The 13,725-nt window shown below is 62.7% G+C and carries 12 protein-coding genes, 1 tRNA gene and 2 pseudogenes; 5 read left to right on the plus strand and 10 right to left on the minus strand.

The window, feature by feature from the left end:
• The first annotated feature begins 132 nt into the window (after window positions 1-132).
• Window positions 133-208 (plus strand) — tRNA-Lys (locus P3T21_RS07535).
• A gap of 495 nt (window positions 209-703) precedes the next feature.
• On the opposite strand, the gene P3T21_RS07540 is transcribed toward P3T21_RS07535, so the two are convergent.
• The gene (locus tag P3T21_RS07540) at window positions 704-1,576 is read right to left on the minus strand and encodes a hypothetical protein (RefSeq protein WP_429255303.1); all 873 of its coding nucleotides are present in this window, start codon (window positions 1,574-1,576) and stop codon (window positions 704-706) included.
• A gap of 598 nt (window positions 1,577-2,174) precedes the next feature.
• Here P3T21_RS07540 and P3T21_RS07545 point away from each other — a divergent pair.
• Window positions 2,175-2,354, plus strand: coding sequence for a hypothetical protein (locus tag P3T21_RS07545; RefSeq protein ID WP_429255304.1), 180 nt, complete (start codon window positions 2,175-2,177; stop codon window positions 2,352-2,354).
• Between the two features lie 10 nt (window positions 2,355-2,364).
• Here P3T21_RS07545 and P3T21_RS07550 read toward each other — a convergent pair whose 3' ends face one another.
• Genes P3T21_RS07550 through P3T21_RS07560 form a run of 3 tightly spaced genes read right to left on the minus strand, consistent with a single transcriptional unit; the run spans window position 2,365 to window position 3,615 of the window.
• Entirely contained in the window at window positions 2,365-2,811 is a 447-nt protein-coding gene (locus P3T21_RS07550) for a lytic transglycosylase domain-containing protein (RefSeq protein WP_429255566.1), read from the minus strand.
• Window positions 2,812-2,860: 49 nt separating this feature from the next.
• A complete protein-coding gene (locus P3T21_RS07555) occupies window positions 2,861-3,250 on the minus strand; it encodes a hypothetical protein (protein ID WP_429255305.1) in 390 nt (129 codons plus the stop codon).
• Complete coding sequence (locus P3T21_RS07560; protein ID WP_429255306.1) at window positions 3,247-3,615, minus strand: hypothetical protein; 369 nt, start codon at window positions 3,613-3,615, stop codon at window positions 3,247-3,249. Before P3T21_RS07560 ends, P3T21_RS07555 begins: the two co-directional genes overlap by 4 nt.
• Before the next feature lie 274 nt (window positions 3,616-3,889).
• Here P3T21_RS07560 and P3T21_RS07565 point away from each other — a divergent pair.
• Window positions 3,890-4,268, plus strand: a pseudogene (locus tag P3T21_RS07565) (MgtC/SapB family protein); the annotation flags it as partial.
• A 5-nt stretch (window positions 4,269-4,273) separates the two neighbouring features.
• Here the strand turns inward: P3T21_RS07565 and P3T21_RS07570 are convergent.
• The gene (locus P3T21_RS07570) at window positions 4,274-5,158 is read right to left on the minus strand and encodes a LysR family transcriptional regulator (protein ID WP_429255307.1); all 885 of its coding nucleotides are present in this window, start codon (window positions 5,156-5,158) and stop codon (window positions 4,274-4,276) included.
• A gap of 152 nt (window positions 5,159-5,310) precedes the next feature.
• Here P3T21_RS07570 and P3T21_RS07575 point away from each other — a divergent pair, with 152 nt between their 5' ends.
• Window positions 5,311-6,342 carry an NAD(P)H-quinone oxidoreductase gene (locus P3T21_RS07575; protein WP_429255308.1) on the plus strand — a complete coding sequence of 344 codons (1,032 nt, stop codon included), beginning with the start codon at window positions 5,311-5,313 and terminating at the stop codon, window positions 6,340-6,342.
• A gap of 757 nt (window positions 6,343-7,099) precedes the next feature.
• Here the strand turns inward: P3T21_RS07575 and P3T21_RS07580 are convergent.
• The 4 genes and pseudogenes from P3T21_RS07580 to P3T21_RS07595 all read right to left on the minus strand — a co-directional run bounded on the left by P3T21_RS07580 (window position 7,100) and on the right by P3T21_RS07595 (window position 10,925).
• Window positions 7,100-7,540: a hypothetical protein gene (locus P3T21_RS07580; RefSeq protein ID WP_429255309.1), complete on the minus strand. Its 441-nt coding sequence runs from the start codon at window positions 7,538-7,540 to the stop codon at window positions 7,100-7,102.
• Window positions 7,541-7,883: 343 nt separating this feature from the next.
• Window positions 7,884-9,606: pseudogene (locus tag P3T21_RS07585) on the minus strand (cytochrome c biogenesis protein DipZ).
• A 171-nt stretch (window positions 9,607-9,777) separates the two neighbouring features.
• Window positions 9,778-10,530, minus strand: a complete 753-nt coding sequence (locus tag P3T21_RS07590; protein ID WP_429255310.1) for an alpha/beta fold hydrolase — start codon at window positions 10,528-10,530, stop codon at window positions 9,778-9,780.
• An 89-nt stretch (window positions 10,531-10,619) separates the two neighbouring features.
• Window positions 10,620-10,925, minus strand: a complete 306-nt coding sequence (locus P3T21_RS07595) for a putative quinol monooxygenase (protein ID WP_429255311.1) — start codon at window positions 10,923-10,925, stop codon at window positions 10,620-10,622.
• A gap of 109 nt (window positions 10,926-11,034) precedes the next feature.
• Between P3T21_RS07595 and P3T21_RS07600 the strand changes: the two genes are divergently transcribed.
• The gene (locus P3T21_RS07600; protein WP_429255312.1) at window positions 11,035-11,994 is read left to right on the plus strand and encodes a GlxA family transcriptional regulator; all 960 of its coding nucleotides are present in this window, start codon (window positions 11,035-11,037) and stop codon (window positions 11,992-11,994) included.
• Window positions 11,995-12,116: 122 nt separating this feature from the next.
• Here P3T21_RS07600 and P3T21_RS07605 read toward each other — a convergent pair whose 3' ends face one another.
• Window positions 12,117-13,586, minus strand: coding sequence for an HD domain-containing phosphohydrolase (locus P3T21_RS07605; RefSeq protein ID WP_429255313.1), 1,470 nt, complete (start codon window positions 13,584-13,586; stop codon window positions 12,117-12,119).
• Between the last annotated feature and the right edge of the window lie 139 nt (window positions 13,587-13,725).

A 13,725-nucleotide genomic window follows, 5' to 3' on the forward strand; every position in this document is an offset into this window, starting at 1 on the left:
CTGTCGTACGCCACGCGCGCCTCTCGCTGAAAAGCCCGGAGCATCGACTGCTCCGGGCTTTTCTCTTTACAATGCCGATGGCGCCGTGGGTTGACATGACCGCCGCTGCGTCGCTATAATTTCGCTCTCTTTGGGTCGTTAGCTCAGCTGGTAGAGCAGCGGACTTTTAATCCGTTGGTCACAGGTTCGAATCCCGTACGGCCTACCAAAGATTCCTGTAGTAAAACAAAGGGCCTGCGCAAGCAGGCCCTTTGTTTTTGCGCTTCAGGTGCGCGAGGGAGGCAGATTGGGAGGCAGCAATGACTGCGGTCCATTTCGGTCGACCGCATCACGCTACCGTTGACTGCGCCCCCCTGCTGCCGGATGCGGACACTTTTATCGGTGATCCGCTCTCCGGTCCGTTGGGTATCCGGCCAACCGACACCCGGGCCATTTGCCGTCACCCCGTCACGAGGTACGTGCCGTTCCGTGTGGTGACCGGTCGCGAGGCCGCGAATAAAACCCAGGGCTACACGCTGCTCCACCCACTACCTGGAAACCGACACGCGCGGGTTGTTCGGACATTCATGACGACCACACCGCATTACATCGACTACGCTTTGCTATAGGCGCGTTGGTCCTACAGGAAGTACGTCACGGTACAGCCGCCTGCATGCGCGTTCGTCGGATTGAGCTTTCGAAGTCCCATTGTGCGCAAAAAACTTCAGATCGCTCCAGCCAGCCACAGCGCGACGTTGACAGAGTAGCGGTGAGTGTCCCGCAGGGCTTGCTGCTCGGTCTGCATCCCGTTCCCAGGGGGTTCAGTCACAAAGTTCGGACAACCAAGTCGCGTGTCCCAGTTGTAGTCGGCAAAATGGTGAAAGGTACTTTGGGCGACTGCGGGGCCTCCCCGGATCGAGGGTTCGAATGCGACCGCAAGATTGAAACTCTTTCCTGTTACTTTGCTTTTGCCCCGCGCGATCACTCGAGCGGGTTCATCGTCAGGAGCGTCAACGGCGCCCTCATGGGGGTGTGCCGGCAGGAACCGGATCGCGCCGCTGGGAGAGTCAGGGTCCGCCAATACTGGATGTGTGGGTCCAACGATCGTGACTTCCTGAAAGTCTCCGTTCGCACCCGAGTGAAAATTGGGCCAGGAGATGTGGGGTGAGAACGGGTCGTCGGTCACACATCTGGATTGGTCGGGATCTATATTGTGCGTGTGAAAGTGGTGTGCCTTGCCCACCCCGCCCAAACTGCACAGCGAACTGCCCAGATCCATGTGATCCCTCGTGACCAACAGGCCGCGACCCGCCTGTCGGAATCGCGTGATTCCTCCACAGTCCTCGGGGGTAAGACCGTCCCCTTCGTCAACGGCAAACAACCACAACTCGTCGAACTCGGTTTCATCGAGACGGGAAAGAATCGGGTCTGGCTGCCCGAGCCGCTCGCGGTCCCGTGCAACGACGTTGAACGTCACGCGCCCTTCAGAATCTCGATGTGTCCGCAGTAATTCTGCCAGGCGGCTGAACCGCGCAATCGACCAGTTGTCACCGCCAGGCAGGATGGTCGTTTGAAGCAGGATCTGGATGGTATGCATGATGGTCAGTTAGTCACGTCAATCAATCATGGAGCGGAACGAGCCGCCTGGTAGACGTTTCCAGGGTAGCGAAAGGCTCGCGATGTATATCTCCGCGCGAAAGGTATCAAACCTCAGTTCCCGAATGGGACCGTCGGTTCCGTCTCGTTCGTGTCCACCACGAACACCGCGAGGAGCCTGGCCGGCGCGCGGGTCGAGCTGTCCGTCGCACTGCTGGTTCCCGACGCACAGCCATACTCGGTGTTGCTGGTCGAGGTCGACCCCGATTGCGCGTTTTGCAGGTCAGATGTGCCCTGAGCATGCGCTACGCTCGCTATAGCACATCGTCATCGTAGGCGGGCGCCGCCTGTTGCGGTAGACACGCAAACCGACACACGGTGTTGCCCGCCGAGCACCAATCAAAGACAGGCCCAGGCTGCCAGCAGGCGATATCACTGCGCGCGTTGCAACGCGACATTGACGAGGAGATCCTCGGGTGACTTCAGCTGGGGGCGTAATTGCCGTGGCTTCAGCACAGCCTGCGGCGGCCCCGTGGGCGTCGCCGAACTGAGCAGATGGGCTCGACCGGCGAGACGGTCAATGGCCGATCGCGTCGGCGTTGAGCGGACCAGCGGGCATCCACGGCTTTCCTTCCGATGCGTGGACCAGCGACCGCTTGCGCGAACTGATACTCGCGCGCTTCGGCGTCAACTACCCTCGTGTCTACACGTGGCAGATCGCCACGAACCTCGGGCTTGGCCACCGGCTGACCAGGTCGCGCAGCAGGAACGCATGGTGACGATCAGCGGCTAGTGCGCAGCTTGCAATTCGCCCCACGCCACCAGAATCTTTTGAATGCTGTGCGCGTATGCGTCCCGCTCTTTCGGCGACTCCGAGTGATACGCGCCGATCGCGCGCCACGTGTTGCCGTACTTCACCATCTTCTGCTTCAACAGCCACGCAGCGACATAGATGTTCACGCAGGCATCGGTGAGCGCGCGATGCGGGATGCCCTCGCGCTTCAGATCGCCGAAGTGAACTGAGTTGATCTGCAACTGGCCGACGTCGATCGAACCGTTTGCATTGCGGTTGATGGCGGACGGGTCGCCTTTCGACTCATGCCAGGCCACCGCACGCAGGATCGACGGATTGACGCCCTGATAGACGCCGGCCTGTTCGAAGCAATCGTCGGCATGTGCGGCGGCGCAGGATAGGGCAAGGGCCAGCGCTGCAATGAAGCGTTGAGTGAACACGATGGATGTCTCCGTTGTGACGGTCCGCGATGATGGCGGGACGCGCCGACAGTTATCTGGCCAACGCGAGGTCAAGCTGGCGGTCGATGGTCTTCAGGTAGGCGCGCGACGTGTCGGAGACGACGAGGCGCGCAGCTGGAGTCGTCGGCCGTATATCGGGCACGCGGGTCTTGCGCTTCTTCGCGGTGGGTTTCGTCACGAGCGGTTCGTCGTCGTCGCCCGTCGAGGGCGGCAGCATCGCGAGCGTCGGCAGCGGCGGATAGACCTTGTCCGCGGCGGCAGCCGCGCTGGGCGAGGCGGTCGTCGAAAGCATCGCAGTGGCGAGCGGCTGACCGGCAAACGCCGGCGAAGCTAGCAACAGGCTCGCTACGAGAACGGCAATCCGGTACATGACGTTGGCTTCCTTATAGCGGCGTTGAGGCGTCGTTGTGCGGGTCGTCAAGGCGTCGGCTTGATCGACACGCTATACGGCTGATTCGCGCCGGCCGTCAGGTTTTCGAGGCTGAGCTTCGCCGTGTGCTGCGCAGGCACGCCTTTCCAGATCGCCTGGTTCAGGTACGGGAAGTCTTGGCCGAGGGCGGTCACAAGGATCGTCGTCGGCTGCTTTTGCGCGGCGGCGAGCGCGCCCGCTTTCGCCAGCACGGCCGTTAGCTGCGGATCACGCGCGCCGAGCGCGTCGGGCGGGATCGCGAAGCTGATCACTTCATTCGATACGGGCGGCCTCTCTGCTTGCGTGGCGGTGGTTGCGGGCAGTTGCGCGCAGCCGGCCAAAGCGACGAGAACCGCACCCAATGCGATCTGTTTCACATACCGCTCCCGGTAGTCGTTGGACGCTGTATCCGGTTTGACGGCAGCACGCCGCTGAACTTGATATTCAATCGGCAAACGTTTGCGAAATCGAAAGAGTTTTCTCAGAAATCGCGCCGGATCGCAAACACTGACCGTCGAAGTGGCGGAAAAGCGGTGAGGTCGCCCTGCATGCCGAGCGTGTTCGCAGGCTTCAAATTGGCGCCACACAAGACTGTCATGATCTCGTCATCGTGACCTTGCCAAGTCTTGCGGCTTGCCTTCTTTCTCGAATATGACTTTGGATTTCATCTGGCGGCTGCTGGCCGCCTTTGCTTGCGGTATCGCTCGGGCTCGAGCGGCAGGTGCGCAAGCGCACGGCCGGCCTGCGCACGATCACGCTGGTCGCGAGCGGCGCGTGCCTGTTCGTCACGCTCGGCATGCTGACGGGCAATGGCGTCGCGGGCGTCACGCAGATTGCGACCTATGTGGTGTCCGGCGTGGGTTTTCCTGGCGGCGGCGTGATCATGCGCGACAAGGGATCGATCCATGGCATCAACACGGCGGCGACGCTCTGGTGCTCGGCGGCTGTCGGGGTGCTGTGCAGCGCGAGACACTACGGCCCTGCGATGGCGGGCACCGTCGTCGTGCTCGTGACGAATACGCTGCTGCGCGAAGACTATTTCGTGTGGTTTGTGTGATCTTCGAACGCGGAGACGATGCCATCAATCATTGCTGCGATGCGCGCGGTATGCCGAAGGTCTTGATGCGTGACGAGCCAGATTTCGTAGACCGCCCCACGTGCGGGTTCCGGCCAAATCTGCACGAGGCCGTCGTGTTCAGCCAGATGTATCGGAAGCTCACCGATCCCGATGCCGGCCTTTACCGCGGTACGCAGCATGAGGCTGGAATTGAAGGTCGAAACGATGCGGCCCGCGTGTGTCGGTTCGCCAGCCAGAGTCGGTGATCGATTACCGGTCCAGTTTCCCTGGTAGACGACAAGATCGTGGCCCGCGAATGCGGAGCCAGCGGCGGGCTTGCCGTGCTGCTCGAGATAAGCATTCGATGCAAAGAGCGCCATGGGCCAGCGAGCAAGGCGCCGCGCGATCAGATCGGGATTGTCCGGCCTGACTGACCGGACCGCGATATCCGCTTCGCGCTTTGCCAGATTTAGCATGCGCGTCGACGTGTCCAGCAGGATGCGCACTTCGGGATGCGCAGCATGCAGGCGTTCGATGGCGGGAAGCAGGAAGTCGAGCGCGATCGAGTCGGTGCTGGTGACTCTTACGTCCCCCGCCAGCCGTGTATCCGTGCCTTGAGTTCGCCTGACGAGTTCGTGTGCGGAATGTTCCATTTTCTCCGCCGATCTCAGCGCGGCCTCGCCTGCGGCAGTCAACGCGTAACCCTCAGAGGTGCGCAGGAAGAGCGTTGCACGCAGGGCGTGCTCTAGCGCCGCAATCCGTCTGCCGACCGTCGCCTGATCGAGATTGAGCGTCCTGGCCGCGCCACGGAGCGTTTTTTCGCGCTCCACCGCGAGAAACACTCGCGCGTCGTCCCAGTTCATCGTGCTGCCCTCCATGATGCAAATTTGCATCGCACCACGTTAATAATGCTGCACATACGCATCAATGTCGAGGCCTATACTGAACGCAGGAGTTCCTCGTTCAGTGATCCGCCCGGATCAATCGAGCCTCATCTATAGCAGGAGTGCTATCCATGTCTGCTTCAACTTATCGTGTGCCGTCGTCCATGACGGCCATTGAGATCAAACAGCCCGGTGGTCCTGAGGTTCTGGTGCCGACTACGCGCCCTGTGCCGATGCCGGCCGCCGATCAGGTTCTGATCCGCATCCACGCGGCTGCCGTGAACGGCCCAGACGTTTTCCAGCGCAAAGGGCTGTATGATCCGCCCCCCGGCGCTTCGGACATTCCTGGTCTGGAAGTGGCAGGTCAAGTGGTTGCCGTTGGGTCCGACGTGTCCCAATTCCGGATCGGCGAACTGGTGTGTGCATTGATTCCCGGCGGTGGCTACGCAGAATATGCAGTCGCGCACGCCTGCAACACGATGCATATCCCCAAAGGCCTGACGTTGGTGGAAGCGGGGGCCATGCCCGAAACGTTTATGACGGTATGGCTGAACCTGTTCCAGCGCGGCAAGCTGGTTGCCGGCGAATCGGTGTTGATCCATGGCGGCGCGTCAGGTATCGGTACCACGGCGACCATGCTGGCGAAGGCATTCGGCGCCGCGAAAATCATCACGACAGTTGGCTCGCAGGCGCATCGGGAGGCCAGCCTGGCGCTAGGCGCAGACGTCGCGATAAATTACCGCGAGGAAGATTTCGTCGCCGAAACGAAGCGGTCTACCGATGGAATCGGCGTCGACGTGATCCTCGACATCATTGCCGGCGACTACGTGGCCAGAAACTATGATGCCGCAGCCATGGACGGACGAATCCTCCAGGTAGGCGTGATCGCGGGGCCAGCGAAGGATCTCAACATCGTGCCGATGTTGACGAAACGTCTGACGCATATGGGCTCAACATTGCGATCGCGCACATCCGCGGACAAGGCGACCATCGTCAATGAACTCGAGCGGCAGGTGTGGCCGCACATCGAGAGCGGCAAGATCAAGCCGGTTGTCTACAAGACCTTTGCGCTTGCCGACGCTCGTGGCGCTCACGAGCTGATTGATTCCGGCACACACTTTGGAAAGATTGTCCTTACGACGGGTGCCGATCTCATCGGCTGAAGCGTGGCTTGCAGCCAAAGCGGAGGTTGCGATCCTCCTGCCGGTTGCGTGATGGACGTCAAGAAAAAGCATTACTTTTAAAGGTCACGGTCTGTCTCACGATCTGCTCGACGATCGGCCGAAGTCGGTTCGAAAGCGGACGGAGGTGGATCGCGCCTGAGTGACTCAGACGGGTCGAGTACGGAAGTTCGATGCAGAGCCGCATTGGACGGCGTTTTTTCAGCGAGAGTCCGCTCGGCGAATAGCTGCGGACACATGCCGACTAGACGCCAGCGACGCAAGCGGGTCGACTCCTGTCTTAAGCTTCGCTCACATACGGCCATTCGTTGAGCGCGGGACTCGATGGGCTGCGGATGACCGCTTTGGCCTGCGGATGCAGCCGGTGCGCCGACGAGTTCGGTTGCTTCCTGGTCGGGCAAAAGACATGCGAGTTACCACCACTCCGCGTGATGGCGAATGTCCGCTTCGACAAGACCTGTCTGGCAACGATCGCTAAGGGTGGTTCGATGCCTGTTTCGTCTATACGACTGTCAGTACGAGGTGGTGCGGGCGGGCGTCAGACAAGGCGCGATGGAGGGAATCGCGGAGACCTTCGCTGCGGTCGGAGTCTTGCGCCGCTATGGCGATTGAAGAGGCTGGCGTGGTTCATCAGGCGCCGGTTCTGGCTCACATGAGAATCGCCCGTGCCGCGCTGCGAAAGGTATTCGGCGTTTCGGGCCTAACCTTTGATAGAACCACGCCGTTTTTTGCTCAACGTTCAGTCATGGTGGCGATGTTTGTGATGGCGCTTGTCCGGTCGGTAGCCGCGGGCATAGTCGTCCGTGTACGAATTGGACCGCGACATGTTACCGCCAAGCGCTGAACCCGCGCCGCCGCCCACGGCCGCGCCGACGAGGCCGCCCGTGCGGCCGCCCATCGCATTGCCTGCCGCTGTGCCGGCACCGCCCCCGAGCGCGCCACCGATGATGGCGCCCGTGCGTTCCCTGCGGTTTGACGTGACTGCGCCGCCGGCGCCGCCGCCGACTGCACCGCCAATGACGGAACCCGTGCTGCCGCCTACTGCGCCACCCACGGCAGCGCCGGCTACGCCGCCGAGCGCGCCGCCAAGGGCATTGTTCATATCGCCGGCCACCGCCGGTAACGACGCTGCTGTGGTGAGCGCTGCAATGGCAACAATCTGGAAGATTCTCTTCGACATAAAAGGTCTTTAGTTTTTGGGACGGCGCCGAGTATAACCGCCCTCCGAAATGTTTTTGTAACTCGCCAGTTCGGACCTCGGTAAGAGGTGTAACAAAATGATCCGATGGCTTTTTAGTGAAACGCTTTCGGCACCTTTGGCGTCAGGCTGCAGTCGGGCCATGAGCTGCCGCTCGCTGCTTGCGTCACGCGGTCATTCGAGCGGCGGCTATGCTCAAACAGCGGACCGTCACGGTCGGATGGCGCCAGGCCAGTCGTCTGCCTTTGCAGACGTTCACGTGTCGGCGGGCGCCGCTCCAGTGTCATGATGCCCTGAAGGCGGGACTTGAGGCCAAAGGTGGGACTCAGCCGAACGTGAACGCGTAAGCCAGCACGCCAGGGTCGAGAAACGTGATTTCGAAGGTGCGTTCGCCGCCGCCATTGGCCATCCGCACGAGCTGGTAGAGACGCTGCTCGGTCACCGTGCCGTTCCCGTCAGCATCGATGTCCGTGCCGCGGTCGGCGCCGGGCGCCTTGCCGTCGATCAGCACGCGGAAGCGCACGGGCCTGCCGTCGCGACCGGGGCCCAGCACCAGATGCAGGTCACGGCCACGGAAACGATAGACGATGCGTCCGTTGGGGCTGTCGAGCCGGGCATTTTCGTCGCCCACCGACCAGCGCCCGTCGAGCGCCCACTGGTTGGCCGTCAGGGTCGGGGGCGCGTGATATGTGGCAGTCTTGTCCTGCGCCACCGGGCCGCCGACGAAGTTCTGAGCGCGCGCATAGCCGACGTAGGTTTCCGGTGAACGCCCGGCGTCGCTGGATCCGCCGGCTTCCGCGCCCTGCGCGTTCGGTTGCACGTAGGCGCCAGGCAGGTTCTTCTGGCCGGCCTCGGTGAGCAGCCGGCGGATCACGTCCTCGCTTTGGTTGTAGTCGCCTTCACCAAAGTGGTGATGACGGATATGCCCCTGCGTGTCGATGAAGTAATGCGCAGGCCAGTACTCGTTGCCGAAGCCCTTCCAGATTGCGTAATCGTTGTCGAGTGCGACCGGATAGTCGACGCGCAGGTCCTTCACGGCATTGACGACGTTGCGAGGATCCTTCTCGAACGCGAACTCGGGTGCGTGCACGCCGATCACCACCAGGCCGTAATCCTTGTACTTGTCAGCCCAGCCGCGCACGTAGGGCAGCGCGCGGATGCAGTTGATGCAGGAGTAGGTCCAGAAATCGACCAGCACCACCCTACCGCGCAGCGACTGCGCGGTGAGCGGCGGGCTGTTGAGCCACAGAGTTGCGCCATCGAGCGCGGGCAGATCGCCTTCCACCGACAGCGGATCGCCGCCGGTTTTGACAGCGAGCTGCACGAGAGGCGAAGGGCGCAGCGCGTCGATCAGCTTCTGTTCCATGCCGCCAGTGCTGGCCAGCGACACTCGTGTCAGCGGGCCGGTATCCAGCCCCAGCACGATTGAGGCCACGCCCGCCAGCACCAGCACGCCCAAGGCGCGACGCACCCATTCACCAGCGCCGAGCGAGCGCTTCATCGCGACGAAGACGCGCCCGCCGATCAGCAGCGCGAGCGCGAGCGACGTCGCCGCGCCGGCCGCATAGGTGCAGCAGCAGCGTCGTCTGGACGCTGGCCCCCTTGAGGGCGGCGCCCGTGAGGAGCAGGCCCAGGATCGGACCCGCGCATGGCGCCCATAGGAGCCCCGTGGCCACACCCAGACCCGCCGCCGAGAGCATCGAATCGTCCTGGCTCCCGGTGTGCTCGGTGAGCTTGTTGCCAAGCGCCACGAACGGACGGGTGATCCATTCGGCGACGCGCTCCGAGAGCAAGGTCAGGCCAAGCACGGCGAGCACGGCCAGGGCGACGAAGCGGCCGTACTGATTGGCGCGGACGGCCCAGCCGCCGCCGACGGCGGCCAGCGTGGCGACCACGGCGAAGGTCAGCGCCATGCCCACCAGCATCGGCAGTCCATTGCGCGCGAACGGGCGGTCTGCTCGCGAAAATACGAAAGGCAGCACCGGCACGATGCACGGACTCAGGATGGTCAGTGCACCGCCGAGGTAGGCAAGGATCAGTAATAGCATGGTGGCGACATCCGTGAAGGGTTATGGTTATGTCCCGAGCTGAGTGGCATACACCCGCGATTGCCGCGAATTGACAACCAACGTGGGTATCTGCGATGGGGGCGGGCCGACTGGCGACGGTGTCGGCCGTCGGCGCAAAGCCGACAGGTGCCCCATCGAGACGATCACCGGTTAGTTCGTCGACTTCGCGGCAGCCTCAATCACTCGCGCGACCGCGGCCGGCTGAGAGATAAAGACAGCGTGGCTTGCGCTCACCTCGGTCACCTTGGCACCCGAGCGTTGATACATCCAGCGCTGAAGCTGGGGGCTCACTACATGATCCTGGGAGGTCAGGATGGCGTAGCTGGGCTTGGTTCGCCATGCCGCCGCAGAGACAGGAGCTCCCAAAGCCTTCTCGGCGAGCTGCTCCTGCGAGTCCGCCAGGAATTGGGCGTCCGATGGCGAGACATCCGCTGCATAGGTCTCGCGGAATTTCGCCGGTGGAAGGAAGAAATACTTGTCCGGAGTCGCCCGCATCGCATCGTTGGGCGCGGCGAACTTCTGCAACAGTTGACCGCTGGCTTCGCCTGCGTCGGGTTGCAGTGCGGCCACATAGACGAGCGCACTGACCTTCGGGTCCACACCGGCCTCCGTGATCACGGAACCGCCGTAGCTGTGGCCGACCAGCACCACCGGGCCCTGCTGCTGATCAATGACGCGCCTGGCGGTATCAACGTCCTCTGCAAAGCCAGTGAGCGGCTCTTGCACGATCGTTACATGGTAACCATCCTTGACCAGGATGTCGTGGACGGCCCGCCAGCCGGAGCCATCCACCAGTGCGCCGTGAACAATGACGATATTTTTCGCAACCGACTCGGCGTGAGCCATCGTGATGCCCAGGGCAATCAGGGTGGCAATGGCCAGTTTCTTTCGCAGTGCAAACATTTTACTCTCCAGGATTATCTGCAGTTACCCGTCGTTTCGCGCAATCAGGCTTGACGGGCGAGCAGTGATCGGTGATAGATAACAGGGAATCAGGCCAGCTTGTTCTTCATGGCCAGAACGTCGATCAGCTCGACCGACGGCGGACTTGCCAGCATCTCCTCGACCCGCGCCATCAGCGAGTTGGCCATGTCGCCGGCGAGGTGTGCCTGGCGATCCTCGTCGCTCGCAAAAGCGTCGAAGACGCCGAACGTCGTCGGCGAGAACTTCAGGGCGAACCAGATCGGTGTGGTTGCCTCCCGATTCGTCATTTCAAGGCCGGCGTCAAGGAAGTCTGCTAGCGACCGCTCCTTTCCCGGCTTCGCTTCAAGTCGTACGAATAGTGCTTTCTTGATCATCTTTGCTCTCCAGTTTGCGCGTGAACGGTTCACGCGTTGGTCCAGACTTTACAAACGCCGCGCGCTGGAGAACACTGTCTGAATCGACAACTTTGATATCAATTCGGCCATGCGAATTTTTGTCCTTGCGCTTGAGGGGGTGTTCGACACGGGTCTCACCACCATGCTCGATGCTTTAACGATCGCCAACGAACTGGCGCGCGCGATGGGGATCGCCACCCCGGGCTTTGACATCACCGTGGCCGGGATGCGGCCTCAGGTGCACACGGCGCTTGGGCTACAGGTTCCCGTGCGCGATATGACAGACGCCCCCGCCCCGGATTGGGTCGTTGTACCGGCGCTCAACCGGACGACGACCGATCTGCTCGTGCCTTCGCTTGGCCGGGCCGACGTGATTGATGCGCTAGGCGCCTTGCGCTCGTGGCACAGTGCCGGTGCCCATGTTGGCGCCGCCTGCACGGGTACGTTCGTGCTGGCCGAAAGCGGCTTGCTCGACGGGGGCGAAGCCACGACCACCTGGTGGCTCTCGCCGGTGTTCCGGCAGCGTTACCCCGACGTGCACCTGGATGTGCATCGCATCGTAGTCCCCAGTGGCAGCACGGTGACCGCGGGGGCCGCCCTGAGCCATCTCGACCTTGCGCTCTGGCTGATCCGCAACAACAGCCCTGAGCTTGCGGCGCTCGTGGCCCGGTACCTCGTATTCGATTCGCGGCCGTCGCAGTCCGCCTTTGCGATCTCCGATCACCTGGCCCATTCGGACCCGCTCGTCGAGCGTTTCGACCGCTGGGTGCGCGAACACCTCAACACGGCCATCGCGCTCGACGACGCCGCCGAAGAATTGGCGACCAGCACGCGAACGTTGACGCGACGTCTAAACGAGGTGCTCGGTAAAACGCCCGTCGAGTACATTCAGGATCTGCGGGTCGAGCGCGCCGTCCATCTGCTGAAGACGAGCAAGCTTAGCGTGGATCGCATCGCCGAGCAGGTCGGCTACGCAGACGGCGTCACATTGCGCACGCTGTTGCGGCGGCGAATAGGTAAGGGGGTCCGTGAGTTGCGGGCGTCGTGAGTCTTATCGACTATTGGAGTATGCCGGTGGCCGTGCTCGACCGGTCCCACGGGGAGGATTTACCAGCTGAAGCGCGGGGTCGAATGACGGCGTCACCCTTCTAGCAACGGCCGCCAGCCCGCTCACAGCAGTCCCATGGTCGAACCTTTCAGTGTCGCCGCCGCGCGCGTGGAGCAACTGAGCTTGCGAAACACGTTTTCGACATGGGTGCGCACCGTGCTCGGACTCAGCGCCAGTTCGCGCGCGATCTCCTTGTTGCTCGCACCGAGGCTGATCGCACGCAACACGTCCGTTTCGCGCGCCGACAGACTCAACGCCTGCTGTCGAGAGCGGGTGCCCCTACGCGGCGTAGGCTTGGAAACGATCAACGCGTCGACGACATCCCTATCGAATCGTCCTTGGTCCGCTTCTGCGCGCAACACCTTCTCCGCTTCGTCCGCCGACATTGCATCGCGCCAAGGCCGCGGGGAGCGCAAGGCGACCCACGCCACCGACGCCGCGAGAATACGCGCCTCGAGCGTCAACGCTTCGCCGCCCACGCCTCGAAAATACCCTGAGCCGTCAAGCCGTTCGTATGCGTACGATGCAAGCTCGGCGACCTGCGCGAGCGCCCCGCTCTGCTTGCCCGCGCGCGCGGTCCAATACGGGACGAGCCGTACCTTTTCCCACGCGGATGAGGATAGACGCCCCGCTGTTTGCCACAGCGCATTGGGCACTGCCGCGCGCCCTATGCCGTGAATCAGGCCTGCGCAGTAGAGGCGGTCCTGTGCCGGCGCGTCGAGCGCGAGCCGTTCGCAGCACGTGGCAGCCGTCGCCGCGACTGCGCGCGAGAATCCCGTCATCCAAGGCAGCTTAAGATCGATGACGTCCGCGATGAGTTCGGCCGACGTCGTCTGGCGCATCTGCGGCGTCATGAGCTCGTTGTCGGCCTGAGCCGCTTGAGTACGCTCCAGCGCGTCCAGCCATTGCGACGCATGCGCGATGACAATCGTCGCCAAACGCTCCGGATAGCGCGCGTCGGCCTGTTGGGCGATCGATTTGAGCGCACGCTCGAGTCCGTAGACACGGCTGAATATTTCCAGGTCGCCTGCCAGCCACACCACGAATACGGCATCCGGCACCGCGCCGCCGGCCAGCCGGTCCGGCATGCCGCTGCCGTCCCACTTCTCGAAGATGTGCCACAGGGCGGCCTCGGTCTCGCGCTCAAGCCCCATGATCCGTGCGACTTCGCTGGACACCTCGCAATGGATCTGAGTCAGGGACATCAGCGCGGCATTCACCCCGCCGAGCGTTTCAAGCGGTCCTGCCCAGTCGGGTCGCAGCGCCAGCATGGCCTCTCGCCCCGCGACATCGTCGCCGAGCACATCGGCGAATCCCGACGCATTCGCGGTGCAACCGGACCAGCGCAACAGCGAAGCCTCCACCACCGCGGCGCGGCCGGATTCGCCCAAACCGGACGCGCGCGCCAGCCGGGCCGCGAGCCACGCCGTGCGCAACGAGTGGTCGGTCGGCTGGCCCATGCTGAGGTCGCCGATGAAGGCGAGCGCCTTGACCGCGTCGAAAATACGAATTGCGAAACCGTCGTCGTGCACCTCTGGCGATGCCTCCTATGATCATGGCCCAAATGGCGTCCATCCGGGATGGGCACCATTCCCATCGCCGGCTTGCGGCGGGGTCGGTCATTTGACCGATACCGTCCAGACAGGCTGCTCGCGATACTGATGGCTCACT

It is taken from the genome of Paraburkholderia sp. GAS334 (assembly GCF_050436625.1).
Taxonomy (GTDB): domain Bacteria; phylum Pseudomonadota; class Gammaproteobacteria; order Burkholderiales; family Burkholderiaceae; genus Paraburkholderia.

What these genes read in the sequence shown, in the direction of transcription:
- P3T21_RS07540 (WP_429255303.1), bottom strand. Translation starts at nt 1,576, where the DNA reads ATGCATACCATCCAGATCCTGCTTCAAACGACCATCCTGCCTGGCGGT.
- P3T21_RS07570 (WP_429255307.1), bottom strand. Translation starts at nt 5,158, where the DNA reads ATGAACTGGGACGACGCGCGAGTGTTTCTCGCGGTGGAGCGCGAAAAA.
- P3T21_RS07575 (WP_429255308.1), top strand. Translation starts at nt 5,311, where the DNA reads ATGTCTGCTTCAACTTATCGTGTGCCGTCGTCCATGACGGCCATTGAG.
- P3T21_RS07580 (WP_429255309.1), bottom strand. Translation starts at nt 7,540, where the DNA reads ATGTCGAAGAGAATCTTCCAGATTGTTGCCATTGCAGCGCTCACCACA.
- P3T21_RS07590 (WP_429255310.1), bottom strand. Translation starts at nt 10,530, where the DNA reads ATGTTTGCACTGCGAAAGAAACTGGCCATTGCCACCCTGATTGCCCTG.
- P3T21_RS07595 (WP_429255311.1), bottom strand. Translation starts at nt 10,925, where the DNA reads ATGATCAAGAAAGCACTATTCGTACGACTTGAAGCGAAGCCGGGAAAG.
- P3T21_RS07600 (WP_429255312.1), top strand. Translation starts at nt 11,035, where the DNA reads ATGCGAATTTTTGTCCTTGCGCTTGAGGGGGTGTTCGACACGGGTCTC.